Below are 17,737 nucleotides of genomic sequence, written 5' to 3'. Positions count from 1 at the left end.
ATGCCGATGCGCGTCGGTCGCTCCCTGACCGCGGTCCTCGCCTCGCCCCTGGCCCGCCGGGCCGTCGCCGCATCTGCCTCCTCCCAAGCCTGAAGAAGGAAATACCATGCTGAAATCACTCCACAGGACCGCGCTCCGCCTGGTGTCCGGCGCCGGTCTGGCCCTGGCTGTCGCTTTCGCCGCAGCCCCGATCGATGTGGCGCGGGCCGATACTGTCAAGGTCAGCTTCCCCAAGGGCAGCTCCGGCGTCACCCTCTCCGGCTCGATCAAGGGGGATGCGTCGCGCGACTTTACGCTCTCGGTCAAGGCGGGGCAGGTGATGAAGGTCTCGCTGTCCGGCTCGTCGATCGTCTACTTCAATGTCCTGCCGCCGGGCAGCAGCGGCGAGGCCATTTTCACCGGGTCGGTCGAGGGCAATGCCTTTTCCGGCACGCTGGGCGCGTCGGGCACCTACGTCATCCAGGTCTACCAGATGCGCGCCACGGCCCGGCGCGGCGAAACCGGCAGCTACAAGCTGAAGATCTCTGTGACCGGCGCCTCCGGCAGCGGCAGCAGCGGCAGCAGCGGCAGCAGTGGCGGTTCGAAGCCAAGCCTTGCCGGGATCAGGGGCATGAACTCCATCGCGGCCATCGACGAGATGTCGGCCCGCGGCTTTGCCAATGTCGACAGCTTCAGCTCGGGCAACACCCAATACGGCATCTACTATCACCGGCCAAGCCGCCTGTGCGTGCAGTTGACCATGGCGGACGGCCAGGTGCTGGATGCCCGCGATATCGTCACAAGCCCGAAATGCCGTTAGGCTGAGCCAGAACCGCGGGCCTTGGGCAGAGGCCCGCATTCTGGCGCTTGCCAAACCGGGTCGCTTTCCCGGATGATGCCGCAACCTGCCATCGACGGCTCATGCGGGAGGCTTCCCTCTGCCCAGAATCCTGCGGAATGCGATGCGCGCGCTGGCGTCCCTGATCTTCCTTCTGGCCTTCGCGGCGCGGGCCGAGGCGGCAGAGGTCAAGATCGGCATCTTCATCACTTCGCTCTCGAAAATCGATCCGGCCGACGGCAGCTTTCAGATCGCCAGTTATGTCTGGGCGCGCGGCCCGCTCGGCGACCTCGATCTGACACGAGACCTTGAAATCCTTGGCCGTTCGGCCGTGATCAAGCCCGTCGCCAGCACGACGCTGCGCAATGGCGACGGCTATCAGGCCGTTCTGGTCGAGGCGGTGATCAATCAGAGCTTTGACCTGCGGTCCTTCCCCTTCGATCGGCAGACCCTGCTGATGCAGATGGAATCGCAGCGCGGCACGTCGAAAGTGGTGTTTGTCCCCGATGCCGAGGCGTCGCGGATCGCCGATTTCGTGAACCTGCCGGGATGGCGGATCGGCGGGCTCGCGCTGTCGGGGGCCGGTTTCACCTATGACACCAATTTCGGCTACCAGACCGAAAGGCCCACCTTTTCCCGGCTGGATGTCAGGATCGAGGTCACGCGCCACCGCTCGGTCCTGATGCTGGAGAAGTTCACCGGCTTTCTCGTCGCACTGTTCCTGACGGCGCTGGTCTTCCTCGTCCCGCCGGCCGACCTCGGGATCCGGGTCGGTATCTCCACCGGTTCGATCTTCGCCGCGGTCTTCAACCGCTACCGGCTTGAGGACCAGACCGGTTTCGACGCGAGTTTCGGGCTGGTGGACCAGATCACGCTCCTGACGTTCAGCGCGATCATCCTGGTCCTGCTGATCGCCCTCTCGTCCTTTGACCGGATCGAACGGAGCGGCCCCGCCGGCGTCCTGCGCGCCGACCGTCTCCTCGGCGTCGGCGTCATGGGGCTGCATGTCGCGCTCATGGCGGTCGCGATGATGGTGGCCTTGGTCTGAGGCAATGGGCTGTGGCCGCCGGGGCGCGTGATTTTGCCGGGAACGGATCGCCGGGCACCGGGTTGAGTCTGGTGAGAAGGAGAACCAGATGACGGACGAGAGTATCGCGAGGAAACCCTTGCCGCACCAACCCGCGCAACCCACCGACGCGGGCGCGCAGCCCATCGATCCTGGCAGCGCCGGCCCGAAACGGGTGCAGAAACAGGTGGGCCAAGACCTGCATGATCCTCAGGACAAGAAGCTTGACGACACATGAGCCCGAGGTGCCGACGAAAAGCCGACAGCCTTGGCGCAGCGCCCCACAAACAAGGGTGAGGACGAGACACAGGTCCTCGCGCCCCACGTATTCAACGACATGATCCCGGCCAGTCCCGCGCTGCCGAACCAGCGGCCCGATCAGGATATCGGCCCTGCAAGATCTGACACCGTAACCTTTCGCCGCTTCATCCTGATGATTTCAGGCATGCCCAAAGGCCAGCAACGGCGCGTGTCATAAAACGGAAATCTCTTGGTCCAAATACGTCTGGTCGAAATCTGCAAAGGCCACCAGTTTTTGGAAGTCCTGAAATACGACCTGACCTTGCTGGAACGTCACCAGTCTTTCTTCACGCAGCTCGCGCAGACTGCGATTGACTTGAACGGCGCTCAGCCCCAGCGCATCGGCAAGGATATATTGCGTCAAGGGACAAGCGTAACCTGCGCTGTCGCCAAGCCCGATGAGCCGCAGGCGCGCCGCCAGTTCCAGCAAGAAATGCGCCAGACGCTCTCCGGCACTGCGCCTGCCCACGCTCACCATATTCTCGGCCACGATCGCCTCGTCGCGCGAGGCGGCCCAAAGGATCCCATTTCTGAAACGCGGTGCCTCGGCAAAGGTCTGCGTCAAGAAAGACTGCGAGACTTCCGAGGCCCGGACGGCTGTAATCGTCTCGACACTGTGGTCTGCGGCGCGAAACAACAGGGATCGCAGTCCGAGGAAGTCGCCCGCGATATGGATGCCCACGACGTGCCGGCTGCCGTTGGCGAGAATCTTGTAGGAACCGGCCCAGCCCTCTTCCAGAATGAAAGCGGTCTGGGCGGTCTGCCCCTGACGAATGATGTCGCGCCCGGCGGGGAATTTCCGGCGGCGGCGGTACAAATCAGTGATGGCGTCCAAATCTTCCGGTGAAAGGCTGGCGAAGGTCGAAATCTTCCGGGCAAACCGGCTCTCGAGCAAATTCGGGGGCGCCTTTTGCGGGCGCGGATTTAATTCTTTCGCCAGATGATCCATCGGTTTCTCGAGCAATTCGTTTTGCAGGTGCGGCTTGGCATCCTCACGAAGGAACTTCCGAACCACGTTTTTGGCGACAATAGCCCGCGCGGGACGTGCCAATTCGTCCAGGTTCATTCCGTTCTGCAGGGCGAGGGGTTTCAAAATCTGACACTCCGGTATGATACGAGGCCCGATCCCATGGATTTGCCGTCCAGACTGCCAAATCCGGCAGGCGGAAGGCTTTTGCATGGCCACGCCGTCCCCTTCCGAACGGGCTTGCGCCCTTGTTTTTCAGGCGACGACACATTTGAAAGTGTCTTTCGACACCGTGATCTTTTGAACATGAAATTCAGCGCCATTTTCAAAAGACGCATCTCCGATAACGAATGTAGAGCGTAACAAGTTCCTTGCGCATGAATCGGCGCGTGCCGAAGTCCGGCCTTGACCGCGCCTGCGACTTTTCACGCTTTATGGACGATCCACCGCAGACAGCCGGGAATGGGTCAACAGACAAGGGCCACCCCATGACTATCCGCGGTTTCAGATCAGACTGATTACTCAGGTCAAGTCGTTCATGATCTATACTTTGGGTTGTCGGCCCCGTGCAGGACCGGAATCTACCCATGATCAGAAAGCCACTTCTAAAGTCCCTTGCGCAACACGCAATATATAGCGTGGCAGAATGAAGGGTACCGCGATATCCGGTTCAGATCATCGAGACTCCCGCCACCAATTCTCTGGTCCGATCCGAGACGCAAAAAGCTTTTGCTTTGCGCATTTCATATGGCTGCTGAACGTGTCATACGAAGAACTATGTCGAAAAATGCGCAGCACGGTGTGATACCGATCATCGCCATCGGGGCTTCTGCCGGTGGACTCGAAGCCTGTCGTGCGGTGCTGAAGGACATGCCCGGTGATTGCCGGGCCGCGATCATCCTGATCATGCATCTCGATCCGACGCATGACAGCATGATTGCCAGTCTGCTGGCACTGCGCACGCGGTTGAAGGTTGTCGAAGCCACCGACAGGATGATCCTGGAGCCCGGTACGGTCCATGTCATTCCCCCGGGTGCCTTCCTGCTGGTCGAGGGGCGCGTCATTCACCTTTCCGAGCCGGATGGCGGCAAAGGCGTGCGGATGCCGTTTGACACGCTGCTGCGCTCGCTTGCCAAGGAAGCTTTGCCCGTGGTCTGCGTGGTGTTGTCGGGCACCGGCACGGATGGCAGCATCGGTCTTTCCGATGTCCACGCGGCGGGGGGGCTGGTGATCGCGCAAGACCCGAAAGAGGCTGGATATTCAGGCATGCCCGAAGCTGCGATCGCAACCGGGCTTGTGAGCCAGGTTCTGTCGAGCGGCCAGATGGTGGCGGCATTGCAGGACTATGTGTCCAACGCCCCGCAGCCTTCCGCTCAGCCGAGCGAGCCGTCACCCCGCGTGCCGGAGGCCCCCCCTGCCGATGATCTGACCATTCCGCAGTATGACGAATTGCTCGACTATGTGGCCGGCCACGCGACGCAGGATATCTCCTTGTACAAGCGTGGCACCCTCGAGCGGCGCATCGCGCGCCGGATGGCCTTGTTGGCTGTGGGTGCGGGCAACGTGGGGCGGTATCTCGACATCCTGCGGTCCGACCCCGACGAGATGGCATTGCTGACCAGCGACCTTCTGATCCATGTCACCAGCTTCTTCCGCGACACAGAGGTGTTTCAGACCCTGTACGAGAAGGCCATCCCCGACATTTTGAAGACGATCCCGGCTGACCGGCCCCTGCGGATCTGGGTCGCAGGGTGCAGCACCGGTGAAGAAGCCTACAGTCTGGCGATAATCTGTACCGAAGCAATCGAGGCGGCTGGTCTGCCCAACCGGCTGCAGATCCTCGCCTCGGATGTCGATCCCGACGCAATCGCCTCGGCGCGCGCGGGTTTCTATGCAAAGGACATCGCGGACAATGTCTCGCCCGAACGGCTTGAGCGGTTCTTTGTGGCCGATGATGGTGGCTACCGCGTGTCGTCGACGCTGCGCGACCAGATCGTGTTTACGGTCGCGGATCTGCTGTCGGACCCGCCATTTTCCAAGATCGACCTGGTGTCCTGCCGCAACGTGCTGATCTATCTGGGGCCCGATGCACAAAAGAGGGTCATCGCCGGGTGCTGTTTCGCCCTGCGCCCCGGTGGACTTCTGCTGCTGGGCGCGGCAGAGATGCCGGGCCAGAGCGACGCCTGCTTTGGCCCCTATGACAAGGCCGCGCGGCTATGGCGCCGCATCGGGCAAAGCCACGCAAACGATCTGCAATTTGCCATCGGCAAGCGCGAAATGGCGATGCCGGTGGATCAGTCGCCCGGACGCCGCACCGCGCTTGCCGATCTGTGCCGCCGTATCGTTCTGGAAACCTATGCGCCCGCAGCGGTCCTGCTGAACAGTCGGCTGGAATGCCTGTATTTTCTGGGACGGACCGAACGGTATCTGAAGGTCACGCAAGGCCATCCCGACCCCAGCATCGTCGGCATGCTGCCCAAGGCGCTGCGCGTCAGGTTCCGGACGGCGGCTGCGGCTTGCGGGCCGGCAAACCCCCTGGTGGTATTCTCGGGCGGGCGGTTGGAGGGGGCAAAAGGCTTCAACGTCGCGGTGCATGCGGTCTCCGCCGGGACCGAGCCTCTGTTGCTGGTCTGTTTCATCGACACGCCCCACCCCTCGGCCCGGGCCACGCATCCAACCGGGCAAGATCGGCCGGACCACGAAATGGAGGCCGATCTGGAGGCCGCGCGCAGCGATCTGACCGATGCCTTGCGCGATCTGGAACAAGAGGTCGAGGCGCACAGCGCCGACGCCGCAGAGGCCTTGTCGGTGAACGAGGAATTCCAGTCCACCAACGAAGAACTGCTGGCCTCGAAAGAGGAACTGCAATCGCTGAACGAAGAGTTGACCGCGCTGAACAGCCAGCTGCAGGAGACCCTGGAGCGCCACCGCACGACGGCGAATGACCTGCAGAACGTGCTTTACAGCACCGATCTTGCGACGCTGTTTCTGGATATCGACCTGAACATCCGCTTTTTCACGCCCGCGGCGCGCGCCATCTTTCGCGTCATCCCGACCGATGTCGGCCGTCCCCTTGCAGACCTTGCCGCCGTGGCGCGGGACGATGATCTGACCTCCGATGCCCGCAACGTGCTGAAGAACTTTGACCCGATCGAGCGGGAAACAGCGGGACTGGCCGGTCAGTGGTTTACCCGGCGGGTTCAGCCCTATCGCGCCGAAGGCGGCCGGGTCGAAGGCGTCGTGATCACTTACATCGACATCAGCGAACGCAAACGCGCAAACGCCGCACTTCTGGAAGCCATGGCTGAAGCCGATCGTGCCACCAATGCCAAATCGCGGTTTCTCGCCGCAGCCAGCCACGATCTGCGGCAGCCCCTGCAGTCGATGGCGATTCTGCAACGCTTGCTGAACGAGCAGGGACGGTCCGCCGAAGGGATGCGTTTGGCCCATCTGATGGATCAGACGTTGAACTCGATGACGGCGATGCTGGATTCGATCCTCGACGTCAACCGCATCAACTCCGGCACGGTGCAGCCCGACATGCGCCCGGTTTCCATCGGACCGCTGATGCATCGCCTGGCCGACGAGTTTGCGCCGCAGTGCTCTGCAAGAAACCTGAAAATGCGGTTCGTGCCCTGCGGGACCCGCATCTACACCGATCCGCAACTTCTGGAGCAGGTCCTGCGGAACTTGCTGTCGAACGCGCTGAAATACACGCCCAAGGGTGGCATTCTGGTCGGCTGCCGTCGCAGCGGCGACGCCTTGAAGATTGTGGTCTGCGACAGCGGCATCGGGATCTCGGCGGCCGAGTGCAAGTCCATCTTTGACCCCTACCGCCAGGGGGAAAAGGCGGTTGCGTTTGCCGGCCATGGTCTGGGCCTCGGCCTGTCCATCGTGCAGCGCCTCGTGCAATTGATGGACCACAAGATTTCCGTAAAGTCCACGCCCGGAAAAGGCTCCGCGTTCACGATTTCCGTGCCCATCGTCAACTCCCCACCCGAGATGGAGACCGCCGTCCAGGGGCAAGCCAACAGCGCCGTGGCAACTCTCCAGACAGGAAGGATCCTGCTGGTCGAGGACGAAGAGCCGCTGCGTCAGTTGCTGGCCGAAGTTCTCGAGAAGCAGGGCCACACCGTCATTTCCAAATTCGACGCACAGCAGGCCCTCGATTGGATCCTGAGCGACGTCAAGCCGCCCGATCTGCTTCTGACGGACATGTCCCTGCGCGGCAGTCGCAGCGGTCTGAACCTGGCCCAGGAGTTGCTGGATCTTCTCGGTGACACGGTGCCGACGGTCATTCTGACCGGCGACAGCACGACGGAGACGCACCGCGAAATCGTCGCCTGCGGCTTCAAGCAGTTGGTCAAGCCGGTCGCGCCCGAGGTGCTGCTGTCGGTGATCTCCGATCTGATGCTGAAGGCGCGGCAGGCCAAATCCGCGGCGGTGCGCAGGCCCAGGGGGTCGCAGACCACGGTGCATGTCATCGACGATGATCCGATGATCCGCGAAACCATGCGTCGTCTGCTGCAGGCCGAAGGCTGGGGCGTCGTGACCTATCCATCGGCCGAGGACTTTCTGTCCAGCCCGCGGCCGACAGGGGTGGCCTGCCTATTGGTGGACCACGCTCTGCCGGGAATGGATGGCGTCACCCTGATCTCGCACCTTCGCGGTGAAAGATCCGCTATTCCCTCCGTCATCCTGACCGGGCATGGCGATGCGGCGATGGCCCTTGCGGCCCTGCGCGCCGGGGCGTCCGACCTGATCGAAAAACCCTCCAGTGCGGCCGAACTGTTGGCGAGCATCCGCCAAGCCATCAGAAGCGTCGATGACATCCGTCCGCAATCGGACTCGCAAAGGGCGGCGCAGGTCCGGCTTGAACGCCTGACCGGCCGCGAACGACAGGTGCTGACGCTTGTTCTCGCAGGCGTTCCCAACAAGAATATTGCCGCAGATCTCGGGATCAACCAGCGAACGGTCGAACATCATCGCGCCTCCGTCATGCGCAAGACCGAAGCAACCTCTGTGCCCGCGCTTGTAAGACTTGCCGTCGCCGGAGGTTTCACCACCGAGTGAATGCGGCCGCGCGCAAATTGTCCTGCGACCGAAATCCATCCGCATGCGCAGACCCGATCAGGTTCCCCCGACCTCTCCGCATCCCGGGAGGGGCCAGACCCTCGGCATCCTCGCAAGCGTTTTCACGGCATGCCCTGCGAAGCAATCGCTTGCTTTTGTCTGATCGGCAACTTCTTGCGAGCCGGCGGGCGGGCTGGATCAATTCGGGTTGATGCCTGCCGCAGGTTAACTTCGCGGGTCCGGCGGCCCCCTAGGCTCCCCTGAGCGCAACCGTATCGGGCGCGCTTCAATCAAAGGACCACAGCATGAAACTCATTCTCCTTGCCGCATTCTCCCTGCTCGCCGCTCCGGCATTTGCGGCAGATCCGGCCACCATGACGTGCAAAGACATGATGGCGATGGACGCCACGGGCATGACGACCGCTGGTGTCGCCATGAAATCCGCAATGAAGGATGACGCGAAGGTCGCGGCCATGTCTGACACCGACGTGACCAAAATGGCCGGCGTCGCCTGTACCGCCAATCCCGCGGGCACCGTCATGGACGCCGTGAAGACGTCGATGACGACAGCCATGACCTGCAAGGAGATGATGGCCATGGATGCAAAGGGCATGGCAGCCGCCGGCATCGCCATGAAGTCCGCAATGAAGGATGACACGAAGGTCGCCGCCATGGCCGATGCGGATGTGACCACGGCCGCCGGCGCCGCCTGCACCGCCCATCCCGATGGCACGGTCATGGACGCCATGAAAATGTGACGCCAAACGGGGCGCCTGATCCCTGGGCGCCCCAGTTCAATGCGAATAAACAATTGATTTTATTTATATTTTAAGGCCGGAACCAAGCCACCGCCCTGACGGGGGCGATGAGGGGCAATCTTCCCGCGCTGACGACGATCGGAACGAGCGGCTGAAGCCCTTTTCCCCGAAGATCCCTGGCAAGCCGCGCGGTGAGGATCGACCTGCTCTGAGCGGCATATTCGCTCTGCCCCGTCGAAAACCGGACAGTAACGCAAGCTTAGATCTGAAGTCTGCTGATCTCCGAGACAGCCTCACCCGCATAACCCCCGAAAACAACGGGCAAATCCGAACGCTGCCGAATCAGGATAATGCTATGGCCATTGGCGGAGAGGGTGGGATTCGAACCCACGGTGGGCTTGCACCCACTCCGGTTTTCGAGACCGGCGCGATCGACCACTCCGCCACCTCTCCGTGCCTTGGGTCGTAAGTAGGGCGGGATTTAGCCGCAGGGCGGAGCGAGGGCAAGACCGAAAATGCGCGAAAACGCGGGATTCCGGTCCGCGGATTTCTTGAGAGATTTTCGTCTCACCAAAGACTTGACTCTGTCCGGCCTGTCAGGGCATATGCGCCATCCCGAACTGTCTTTTGGCAGGGCGGGGTTTTTGTCATGTCGCCCACAAGGGGCGCGCAGTTCGAAGGCGGGGCAACCCGGCAACACCCGAAACCCGGAAAGGGCCAAGGGGGCCGAAGGACGCGGAGTAAGAAAAGGAAGACACATGTTCGCGGTCCTCAAGACCGGTGGCAAGCAGTACAAAGTGCAGGCGGGTGACGTTCTGCGCGTTGAAAAGCTGGCCGCCATTGCTGGTGACAAGATCCAGTTCAATGAAATTCTGATGGTTGGCGGCGAGACCGTGACCGTGGGCGCGCCCCTGGTGGCCGGCGCTGCGGTTCAGGCCGACGTGATCGACCAGATCAAGGGCGAAAAGACGATCCACTTCGTCAAGCGTCGCCGCAAGCACTCGTCGCAGCGCACCAAGGGCCACCGTCAACAGTGGACGCTCGTCCGTGTGACCGAGGTTCTGGCCTCGGGCGCCGATGCGACCGGTGTGGCCGCTGCAACCGGCACCGCCGATGCACGCCGCGCCGCCCATAACGCCGCTGCGGCTCCGGCTGCGGTGGAAGCCCCTGCAAAACCGAAGCGCGCTGCCAAAGCCGCTGCTGCACAGGAGTAATCTTCCATGGCACACAAGAAAGCAGGCGGTTCGTCCCGCAACGGTCGTGACTCCGCCGGTCGGCGTCTCGGCGTGAAACTGTTCGGCGGCCAGGCGGCCATCCCCGGCAACATCATCTGCCGGCAGCGCGGCACCACCTGGTTCCCGGGTGAAGGCGTTGGCATGGGCACCGACCACACGATTTTTGCCAAGGTCGAAGGCCGCGTCACCTTTAAAAAGGGTCTCAAAGGCCGCACCTTTATCTCGGTCCTCCCGGTCGCGGAGGCTGCTGAGTAAGCCGAACCTTTACAAATGGCTTGTAAACGGGGGATCGGCTGCAAGGCCGGTCCCCCGGCTCATTTGGGGGGCAGACGTTCCCGTGGGTGTGCAAACACCCCATGCGCTTCGAGGAGGAAGCCATGACGCTTGATATGGCACAAGTGCCGAAACTGGGCGAAATCACTGCTGGACGGTTCCTGCTGCGGCCGGTGCGCCGCTCGGATGCCGGGCTGTTCTCGCTTTACGCCGGGGATCGCCGGGTGGCCGAGGCCACGCAGTCGATCCCGCATCCCTTGCCGCCCGGCGCGTCGGAGGCCTTTGTCGCCCGCGCCATGAAGCGCGGCGGGGCCGAGGATATCTGGGTGATCGACGGCACCGCCGCCGGTCTGGCCGAGGTTCTGGGCGTGATCAGCCTCAAGCGGATGGACGAAAGCAAATGGGACCGCGGTCAATCCGAGATCGGCTATTGGGTCGCCCCGGCCTTCTGGAACACCGGCATCGCCTCCGAAGCGGTGCGCGCGCTGGTGGCCGCCAACCCGCAATGCAACCGCACGATCTTTGCCGAGGTGTTTCAGGACAATCCTGGCTCGGCCCGGGTCCTGACCAACGCCGGCTTTGAATATCTGGGCGATGCGGAAAGCTTCTCGGTCGCGCGCAATGCCCGGGTGCCGACCTGGACCTATATCAAGAAACTGGCCTGAGATGAGCCGCGCCGCCTTCACCACGGCGCGGCTCACCCTCCGCCCCGTCGCCCCGCAAGACCGGGACGCGGTTCTGGCGGGGCTGAACGACATTGCCGTCAGCGGCTGGCTCTCGGTGGTGCCCTATCCCTATACCGCCGCCGATTTCTTCCTGTTCCAGACCGAACTCGCCAAGCCCGGTGTCACCTTCGCGCTGGAGGATGCCACGGGCTTTGCCGGCATCCTTGGCCTTGAAAAGGGTCGCCTCGGCTATTGGCTTTCCCCTCATGCCCAGGGCAAGGGCTACGCGACCGAGGCGGCAAGGGGCGCCTTGGGCTGGCATTTCGCCAGCGGGGCAGGGGCCGTCGAGGCCGGCTATTTCGACGGCAACCAGGCTTCGGCCCATGTCCTGCACAAGCTCGGCTTTGCCGAGATCGGGCGCGGCCAGGTGCCGTGCCGCGCGCTCAACAGCATCCGCCCGCATGTCAACCTGACCCTGACCGCCGAGGCCTATGAAGCCGCCCTGCCGTGCGAGGCCGAAAGCCCCCGCCTGACCTTCCGCGCCTTGCAGGCCACCGATGCCGCAGCACTGCACGCCATCGTTGCCCATCACGCGGTGACCCGCCAGCTTGGCCCGAAATGGCTCTGGCCGGCGGACCTCGCCTTCACTCAGACCCGCGCCCAGCCCTTCCACGGGGCGGGCTTCGTCTGGGGCATCTTTCTTAAGGGCGCGCTCATCGGCACGGTCGGTGTGGCGGCGGGCGAGCTTGGCTATATGCTGGCGCCCGCGGCCTGGGGCCAGGGCTTTGCCAGCGAGGCCTGCCAGACGGCCATCGCCCATGCCTTCGCCGCGGGCCTCGACCAGATCGGCGCCGGGGTCTGGGCCGACAACAGCGCCTCGCAGCGCGTCCTGTCCAAACTGGGTTTCACCGTCACGGGCACAGATACCGGCACCTCCGCCGCCCGTCCCGAACCGAGCCCCGGTCTCACCCTGACCCTCCGCCGCCCCTGACTTTGCGCCGCCCGCACCAGGCCCTGATTTTTCGCAGAAAAATCGTCCCCCGCCCGCAATTTTTCGACGAAAAATTGCACCCCGCGCGATTCGCGGAACATGGTTAACACGACCTTCCCGCGCCGCGCGTAGAGACGGAAGCAAGACGGAGGCAAGACGCGGGCAAGTCCGCCGGAACTCCGCCTCCGGCCCCGGTTAATCCTGCGGGCGCAAGGGCTTGCGCGGCACGGCCAGAAGATGCGCCAGAACCGCGACCTGATCCGCCATCGCGACCTTCAGCACCTCGATCGACATGGCCTCGAGCTTCACGAATTCGATGAACATCTGGTTCAGCGTGTTGAAGATCACCTGACCCAGCGCCCCCGCGTCCACATCGCCCCGCGCCAGCCCGCGGCGCTGCAATTCGGCCACCAAAGCGCAGACCTGATCCGCCAAAGCCCGGTCCAAAGCGGTAAAGCGCTGCGAAAACGGCGTCTCGGCGGCCTGAATGGTCAGCGCCAGCGCCTGCCGCCACAGCGCCTTGGTCAGGTAGGTGTTGGAATGGTCGTAATAGCCGAAAATCAGCGCCTCCAGCGCCCGGGCGATGTCTGGCGGCGGGTTCGCCACCACGGCGGCGCCCTGTTCCAGCACCTCCTCCACCTCCAGCGTCACCAGGGCCAGCAACAAATCGCCTTTGTTTTCAAAGTAGTTATAAAGCGTGCCAACCGAAACCTCGGCCTTAGCCGCGATATCCTCGGTGCGCACCGCGTCATAGCCCGCCTCGCGAAACAGCAGCATCGCCGCCTCGAGGATGCGCTCATGGCGTAGGCGTTTCTGGCGGGCGCGCAGTCCGGTCATGCTCTGGTCTCTGGTTTCGCTCAGTTTGACATTGACTTTAAAATTGAGCGAACTCAATATTTTTCCAAGGCCCGTCAGAGGCCCATTCCTCAGGAGAGTTTCATGGTTCCGAAAACCCTTACCGCCCTTGCCCTGCTGGCCTTTGCGACCCCGTCCTTCGCCGAGGATACGCTGAATGCGCTGGTCTGGTGCGACCACACCGACCCGGCCCTGCTGGAGCCCTTCGAGAAGGCGCATAACGTCAAGGTCAACGTCAAGGAATACGAAGGCACCGCCGCCGGCATGGCAATCCTCGACCAAAGCCAGCCGGGCGACTGGGATGTGCTGGTCATCGACGCGGTGGATGTGCATCGCGCGGTCGAGGCCGGCAAACTCGCCGAACTCCCCGCCGACAAGCTGCCCACCGCGGATTTCTTCCCCGAGCTGGTGATGGCCGCCAACAACACCGTGGATGGCAAGACCTATGCCGTGACCGAAAAATTCGGTTACAACACAATCTCTTACGACAAGACCAAGGTCGACCCGGCGGATATGGAGGATATGGCCAAGCTCACCTCGGGCAAATACGACGGCAAGATCGGCATCTATGATTACTACCTGCCGGTGCTGGGTCTGGTGGCCCTGGGGCAGGGGATCAACACCGCCGATATCAATGCCGAGACCTTGCCCAAGCTGAAAGACCCGCTTCTGGCGCTGCGCAAGGCCTCCAAGCAGGTGTCCGACGTGGTCTCATCGCAGACCGCTCTGGCAACCGGCGATGTCGATATCATCGTCGGCGGCGGTGAGTGGCTGACCGCCGTTCTGGCCAAGGACAACCCCAACCTCGACTGGACCATCCCCAAGCAGGGCGGCCTGCGCTGGGCGCAATCGATCGGCGTGGTGGCCGGCAGCAAGCAGCCCGATCTGGCGCTGGAATTCGTCCAGTACATCACCTCGCCCGAGGGTCAGGCCGCGCTGGCGCAAGCCTCGTGCTACTGGGGCATGCCCGCCAACCAGAAGGCCGGCGACCTTCTTTCGCCCGAAGCGAAGGCCACGCTCCGCTGGGACAAACAGCCCGACTACCTCAAGCGCGCCCAGCTTTACCCCATTCCTGACGCGGCCACCGATACGGCGATGCAGGACATGTGGACGGCGATGCTGAACCAGTGAGCATCCAATCCGCCGAACGCAAACTCGGCTGGGGCCTTCTGGCCCCGGCACTGCTCTGGACGCTGGCCTTTTTTGTCCTGCCCTTCCTTGCCATGCTGGCCCTGTCTTTCGCCCGTATGGAGGGGCGGGCCGTGGTGCAGGGTTTCGATCCCGGCAACTACATTCGCGCCTTCACCGACTGGAGCCAGTTCAAGGCGCTGATCAACTCGGTCGAGATCACGGTGACGGTGACTGTAATTTCTGTTCTCCTCGCCTGGCCTCTGGCCGCCATCATCGCCTGGCGGGTTCCCAAGCGGTTTCAAAGGCTTGCGCTGCTTATGGCGGTGCTGCCCTTCTGGACCTCTTATGTCGTGCGCTCCTATTCCTGGCTTCTGGTCCTGGGCAAGAACGGGGTCATCAACAAGGCGCTGATGGGCCTTGGCCTGATTGCCGAGCCTCTGACGCTCGCCTCGACCCGCACCGCCACCGTGATCGGCTTCGTGCATTTCTTCGTCATGCTGCTGACGCTGACCATCTACGCCAACCTGATCCAGCTTTCGCCCAACTACGCCCGCGCGGCGCAGGACCTCGGCGCCTCGCGGCTGCGCACGCTCTGGCATGTCATCCTGCCACTGACCGCACCTGGGATCGTGACCGGAGCCTTCGTGACCTTCGTCCTCTGCATCGGCGACTACATCACGCCGCAGATCCTTGGCGGCAATGCCGAGCTGACCCTGCCGCAGCTGATCATGCTGCAAATGGGGCGGAGCGGGAATTTCCCGATGGCTTCGGCCCTGTCGGTGGTGTTGATGGGCGTGGTGACGCTGGCCTATGCGGGCTGCAGCCGGTGGTTGAGGTTGGACCGGCTATGAAGCTTCTCTCCTGGGTCTATCTGGCCGCCGCCTATGCCTTCATCTTCCTGCCGGTCGTGGTGCTGGTCGTCTTCTCCTTTCAGGATGGCCGCCTGCCGGTGCCGCCCTTCCAGGGCTTCTCGCTGCAATGGTATGACAAGGTGCTGGGCGATGCCGGGCTGATGACGGCGCTGTGGCATTCGGCCTTGGTGGCCTTCATTTCCTCAGCCCTGGCGCTGGTCATGGGGTTTCTGGCCGCCCATGCCCTGGCGCGGGTGCGGCTGCCGGGTTCGGTCTTGATGCGGGGCCTCTTGATCGCACCCATGACGGTCAGCTATCTGATCATCGCCTTGGGATTGCTCACGGTTTTCAACCAAACTGGCGTCCGGCTCTCGCTTTGGACGGCAGGCGTGGGCCATGTCGTCATCAACATGCCCCTGTGCTTTTCGATCGCCTATGCGGCGATGGGCGACCATCAGAAGAACGCCGAACGCGCCGCCCGCGACCTGGGTGCATCGGAAGCGCAGGTCCTGTGGCTTATCTCGGCCCCCATGCTCGCGCCGGCCTTGGCGGCGGCGTTTTTTCTGTCGGTCACCTTCTCCTGGGACGAGTTCATCATCGCCTTTCTGTTGACCCGCTTTGACGTCACCCTGCCGGTGGAGATCTGGTCGATGCTGCGCTCTGGCCTCTCGCCCGCCACCAATGCGGTGGGGTCGCTGGTGTTCCTCGTTTCCATATCCGCCGTGTTCCTGATGGAATTCGTCCTGTTCCGGAGGGTCAAATGACCGCCAATGTCTCGATCAAGTCGGTCACGCAAAGCTATGGCGCAGCGCTGGCGCTGGATGATGTGAGCCTGGAGATTGCGGCGGGCGAATATGTCGTGCTGCTGGGCCCCTCGGGCTGTGGGAAGACCACGCTGTTGAACCTGATCGGTGGTTTTGCCGAGCCGGTTTCGGGGCAGGTGCTGATCGGGGGCAAGGATATGGCGGGCGTAGGGCCCTCGCAGCGCCCGACCACGACGGTGTTTCAGGATTACGCCCTGTTTCCCCACATGAGCTTGGCCGAAAACGTGGGCTTCGGCCTCTGGATGCGGGGCGTTGCGCGCGCCGAGCGGCGTGCCAAGGCCGAAGAGATGCTGGCCCTGGTCGGCCTGCCGGGGCGCGCGGACCGCCGCCCGCATGAACTGTCCGGCGGCCAACGCCAGCGCGTGGCGCTCGCCCGGGCCTTGGCGGTGTCACCGGATGTGCTTCTGCTCGATGAGCCCTTGGGGGCCCTGGACCTGAAGCTCCGCCGCGCGATGCAGGACGAATTGAAGGCGATCCAGCGCCGGGTGGGGACGACCTTCGTCCATGTCACGCATGACCAGGAAGAGGCCATGGCCATCGCCGACCGCATCGTGGTGATGAGCGCCGGCAAGATCGCCGACATCGGCCCGCCACGTGAGGTTTACCTGCGGCCCAAAAGCCTGTTCTCCGCCGCATTCATGGGCGAAATCAATCAGATCGCGGTGAAGGACGGGCAGTCCGCGCTTGGCCCGATGCCCGGCTCCGGCATGCTCTTGATCCGGCCGGAATGTATCGGCCTCACCGGCGATCTCGCCCTCGGCGCCTGCCGCGTCACCGCGACCACCTTTTTCGGCACCCATGTCCGCGCCCATGTAGCGCCTCTGGCCGCGCCGGAAACCAGCCTGACCCTGCATCTGCCGCAAACCTCGGCCCTTGTGCCGGGTGAGGTCTTGCACTTGTTTGCCACCGACCATGTGATCCTGGAGGCCTGATGGAGCGCGCACAACCGCAAGACTGGTGGCGGATCCGGTCCCTGTCGGATGGTGTCACCTGGATCGACGAGCCGCATATCCACGAATTCTACCGCTGCAATGTCTGGCACATCCGGGGGCGGGATGGCGACATGCTGGTGGACAGCGGCATGGGTGTGGTGAGTTTGCGCGCCTGGGTGCCGCTGGTCACCGAGCGCCCCTTGCAGGCCGTGGCGAGCCACACCCATTTCGACCATATCGGCTGCCACCACGAGTTTCCCTGCCGGCTGTGCCATGCGGCGGAGGCGGAGATATTGGCACATCCGACGCCGGCCAACACCGTCTCCGACCCCTATGTGACGGACGAGATTTTCACCACGCTACCACCTCAGCCCTATCTCTCCACCGCCTATGCGGTGAAATCCGCCCCCGCCACCCGCATCCTGCAGGATGGCGACGTGGTCGATCTGGGCGACCGGCATTTCGAGGTGATCCACACCCCCGGCCATTCCCCGGGCGGAATCGCCCTCTGGGAGGCGGCGAGCGGGATCCTGTTTTCCGGCGACATCGTCTATGATGGGCCCCTGATCGAGGAAACCTACCATTCCAACGCGGCGGATTACCACGCCTCGATGGTGCGGCTTTACGATCTGCCGGTGCGTGTGGTGCATGGCGGTCATTTCCCGAGCTATGATGGCGCAAGGCATCGCCGGATCATCGGCGACTGGCTGAAGGCGAAGGAGGCCTGACGGGCCTGCCGCAGGCCACGAATTTTCTGCGAAGGGTCTTGACTAGCATAGAGCCAGAAAACTGGCGCAATGCTATGAAAAGGCTTATGAATCGCTACGCAAAAAGTTCGAAACTTTCTGAAGCCCAATTTCGGGCCTTCATCAGGCTCGTCGCGGCCGATCTCACGGCCAGTCAGATCGCGCAGGTCAGCGGCCTCAACCGCAACACGGTGAACCGTTTTCTGAGCCTTCTGCGCCTGCGCATGTCCGATTGGTGCGAGGCGCAGAAGCC

General features: G+C 63.1%; 16 protein-coding genes, 1 tRNA gene and 1 pseudogene. 15 read left to right on the top strand and 3 right to left on the bottom strand.

The features are described from left to right. The first annotated feature begins 106 nt into the window (after nucleotides 1–106). The 3 genes from AC1DVR_RS16565 (at nucleotide 107) to AC1DVR_RS16555 (ending at nucleotide 2,121) form a co-directional block, all read left to right on the top strand. Entirely contained in the window at nucleotides 107–799 is a 693-nt protein-coding gene (locus AC1DVR_RS16565; RefSeq protein WP_478001707.1) for a hypothetical protein, read from the top strand. 142 nt (nucleotides 800–941) lie between these two features. After that, nucleotides 942–1,865 carry a ligand-gated ion channel gene (locus AC1DVR_RS16560; protein ID WP_478001706.1) on the top strand — a complete coding sequence of 308 codons (924 nt, stop codon included), beginning with the start codon at nucleotides 942–944 and terminating at the stop codon, nucleotides 1,863–1,865. Nucleotides 1,866–1,953: 88 nt separating this feature from the next. Then, nucleotides 1,954–2,121 (top strand): hypothetical protein, encoded by a 168-nt coding sequence (locus AC1DVR_RS16555; protein ID WP_478001705.1) that lies wholly within the window; start codon nucleotides 1,954–1,956, stop codon nucleotides 2,119–2,121. A 234-nt stretch (nucleotides 2,122–2,355) separates the two neighbouring features. Here AC1DVR_RS16555 and AC1DVR_RS16550 read toward each other — a convergent pair whose 3' ends face one another. Further along, nucleotides 2,356–3,249: a Crp/Fnr family transcriptional regulator gene (locus AC1DVR_RS16550; protein ID WP_478001704.1), complete on the bottom strand. Its 894-nt coding sequence runs from the start codon at nucleotides 3,247–3,249 to the stop codon at nucleotides 2,356–2,358. Between the two features lie 678 nt (nucleotides 3,250–3,927). Between AC1DVR_RS16550 and AC1DVR_RS16545 the strand changes: the two genes are divergently transcribed. Next, entirely contained in the window at nucleotides 3,928–8,223 is a 4,296-nt protein-coding gene (locus tag AC1DVR_RS16545; RefSeq protein ID WP_478001703.1) for a chemotaxis protein CheB, read from the top strand. A gap of 305 nt (nucleotides 8,224–8,528) precedes the next feature. After that, nucleotides 8,529–8,981, top strand: a complete 453-nt coding sequence (locus tag AC1DVR_RS16540; protein WP_478001702.1) for an HdeA/HdeB family chaperone — start codon at nucleotides 8,529–8,531, stop codon at nucleotides 8,979–8,981. A 363-nt stretch (nucleotides 8,982–9,344) separates the two neighbouring features. Here the strand turns inward: AC1DVR_RS16540 and AC1DVR_RS16535 are convergent. Continuing rightward, nucleotides 9,345–9,434 (bottom strand) — tRNA-Ser (locus tag AC1DVR_RS16535). Between the two features lie 305 nt (nucleotides 9,435–9,739). Here AC1DVR_RS16535 and rplU point away from each other — a divergent pair. The 4 genes from rplU (at nucleotide 9,740) to AC1DVR_RS16515 (ending at nucleotide 12,145) form a co-directional block, all read left to right on the top strand. After that, nucleotides 9,740–10,195 (top strand): 50S ribosomal protein L21, encoded by a 456-nt coding sequence (rplU, locus tag AC1DVR_RS16530; protein ID WP_478001701.1) that lies wholly within the window; start codon nucleotides 9,740–9,742, stop codon nucleotides 10,193–10,195. 6 nt (nucleotides 10,196–10,201) lie between these two features. Then, the gene (rpmA, locus tag AC1DVR_RS16525; protein WP_478001700.1) at nucleotides 10,202–10,471 is read left to right on the top strand and encodes a 50S ribosomal protein L27; all 270 of its coding nucleotides are present in this window, start codon (nucleotides 10,202–10,204) and stop codon (nucleotides 10,469–10,471) included. 122 nt (nucleotides 10,472–10,593) lie between these two features. Continuing rightward, nucleotides 10,594–11,154: a GNAT family N-acetyltransferase gene (locus AC1DVR_RS16520; protein ID WP_478001699.1), complete on the top strand. Its 561-nt coding sequence runs from the start codon at nucleotides 10,594–10,596 to the stop codon at nucleotides 11,152–11,154. A gap of 1 nt (nucleotide 11,155) precedes the next feature. Continuing rightward, complete coding sequence (locus AC1DVR_RS16515) at nucleotides 11,156–12,145, top strand: GNAT family N-acetyltransferase (RefSeq protein ID WP_478001698.1); 990 nt, start codon at nucleotides 11,156–11,158, stop codon at nucleotides 12,143–12,145. A 195-nt stretch (nucleotides 12,146–12,340) separates the two neighbouring features. On the opposite strand, the gene AC1DVR_RS16510 is transcribed toward AC1DVR_RS16515, so the two are convergent. Next, complete coding sequence (locus AC1DVR_RS16510) at nucleotides 12,341–12,982, bottom strand: TetR/AcrR family transcriptional regulator (protein ID WP_478001697.1); 642 nt, start codon at nucleotides 12,980–12,982, stop codon at nucleotides 12,341–12,343. A gap of 102 nt (nucleotides 12,983–13,084) precedes the next feature. On the opposite strand from AC1DVR_RS16510, the gene AC1DVR_RS16505 reads away from it, so the two are divergent. From AC1DVR_RS16505 to AC1DVR_RS16480, 6 genes and pseudogenes are all read left to right on the top strand, one after another. Further along, nucleotides 13,085–14,131, top strand: a complete 1,047-nt coding sequence (locus AC1DVR_RS16505; protein ID WP_478001696.1) for a polyamine ABC transporter substrate-binding protein — start codon at nucleotides 13,085–13,087, stop codon at nucleotides 14,129–14,131. Next, nucleotides 14,128–14,982 (top strand): ABC transporter permease, encoded by an 855-nt coding sequence (locus AC1DVR_RS16500; protein ID WP_478001695.1) that lies wholly within the window; start codon nucleotides 14,128–14,130, stop codon nucleotides 14,980–14,982. The genes AC1DVR_RS16505 and AC1DVR_RS16500 overlap by 4 nt, the downstream gene beginning before the upstream one ends. After that, on the top strand, nucleotides 14,979–15,746 hold the full coding sequence (locus AC1DVR_RS16495; protein ID WP_478001694.1) for an ABC transporter permease: 768 nt from the start codon (nucleotides 14,979–14,981) through the stop codon (nucleotides 15,744–15,746). The genes AC1DVR_RS16500 and AC1DVR_RS16495 overlap by 4 nt, the downstream gene beginning before the upstream one ends. Beyond that, entirely contained in the window at nucleotides 15,743–16,738 is a 996-nt protein-coding gene (locus AC1DVR_RS16490; protein ID WP_478001693.1) for an ABC transporter ATP-binding protein, read from the top strand. The genes AC1DVR_RS16495 and AC1DVR_RS16490 overlap by 4 nt, the downstream gene beginning before the upstream one ends. Then, complete coding sequence (locus tag AC1DVR_RS16485) at nucleotides 16,738–17,466, top strand: MBL fold metallo-hydrolase (RefSeq protein ID WP_478001692.1); 729 nt, start codon at nucleotides 16,738–16,740, stop codon at nucleotides 17,464–17,466. Before AC1DVR_RS16490 ends, AC1DVR_RS16485 begins: the two co-directional genes overlap by 1 nt. Nucleotides 17,467–17,540: 74 nt before the next feature. Then, nucleotides 17,541–17,737: pseudogene (locus tag AC1DVR_RS16480) on the top strand (IS1595-like element ISTne1 family transposase); the annotation flags it as partial.

Source organism: Rhodobacter sp. P2_H5 (assembly GCF_056403335.1).
Note: the sequence above shows the minus strand (reverse complement) of the source record. Positions and strands in the feature narration are given on the sequence as shown.